This is a genomic window from Oleiphilus sp. HI0067, from assembly GCF_001635735.1.
In genome coordinates this window covers 1-874 of sequence record NZ_LWFI01000046.1, presented here as the reverse complement: position 1 = coordinate 874, position 874 = coordinate 1, and the positions used below count along the sequence as shown (strand labels likewise).

Below are 874 nucleotides of genomic sequence, written 5' to 3'. Positions count from 1 at the left end.
CCCCACGACACCCACTGGTACGATCGGCGTGTTATGTTCCATCGCTAGACGCACAAAACCATTGCCAAAACGCTGCAGTTGGTATCGGTCTTTGTACATCTTTCCTGAGCCACGAATACCCTCTGGGAACACAATAACGGCTTCGCCATTTTCGAGCATTTTTGCGCAGTTTGTAGGGTCACCCAGTACTGCGCCCAATTGATTAAGCATGTTTCCAATATAGGGCACAGTGGGAAAGAAGCGCTCAATCATTGCACGAGGATAGCGCGGTGCATGATCGCGATTCGCAACGGCATAACCAATTAAGGTGCCATCGATAGGGAGCTGTCCGCTATGGTTGGCGATAATTAAAACAGGGCCATCATTAGGTATGTGTTCAAGACCACTTGTTTCAACACGAAAATATTTGTCGTAAATGTTGCTAAACAATGAGAATACGATTTTGTTCATATCGGTGTTAAACCCCCATGGATCATAGCCCAAGGAGCCAACAGGCTTTTCAATGCGATCTAGCTTTTCATCCAGTTCTTGAGAAACCAGTTGCTTTTTAAGGAACGACTTTAAATTCATATTGTTCTTGTCGAGATACTGATGCACACGGATTTGATTTTAATTAACCAGAGCCACGTTACATACTGATTAAATTCTACGCCGCTTATGATTATCGTTAAAATATTGGCGCTATTTGTTTTAATTGTTTCGTAAGCAGATATTATTCCATAACCTAATGCTTATAAACTTTTTCTTTTCCTGTTCTATTGTCAAAAGGTATCAATACAATGTTACAGTGGTATGTAAAACAGTTTGCCGAATTAAGTGTTGAAGAGCTTTTGGGCATTCTAAGACTTAGACAAGACGTATTCATAATCGAGCA

At 41.2% G+C, this 874-nt stretch carries 1 protein-coding gene; it reads right to left on the bottom strand.

Going from position 1 to position 874, the window contains the following annotated elements; translation table 11 throughout:
• A partial coding sequence (locus A3739_RS00795) for a lysophospholipid acyltransferase family protein (protein ID WP_068499808.1) occupies positions 1-570 on the bottom strand: 570 nt, incomplete at its 3' end.
• Positions 571-874: the final 304 nt, after the last annotated feature.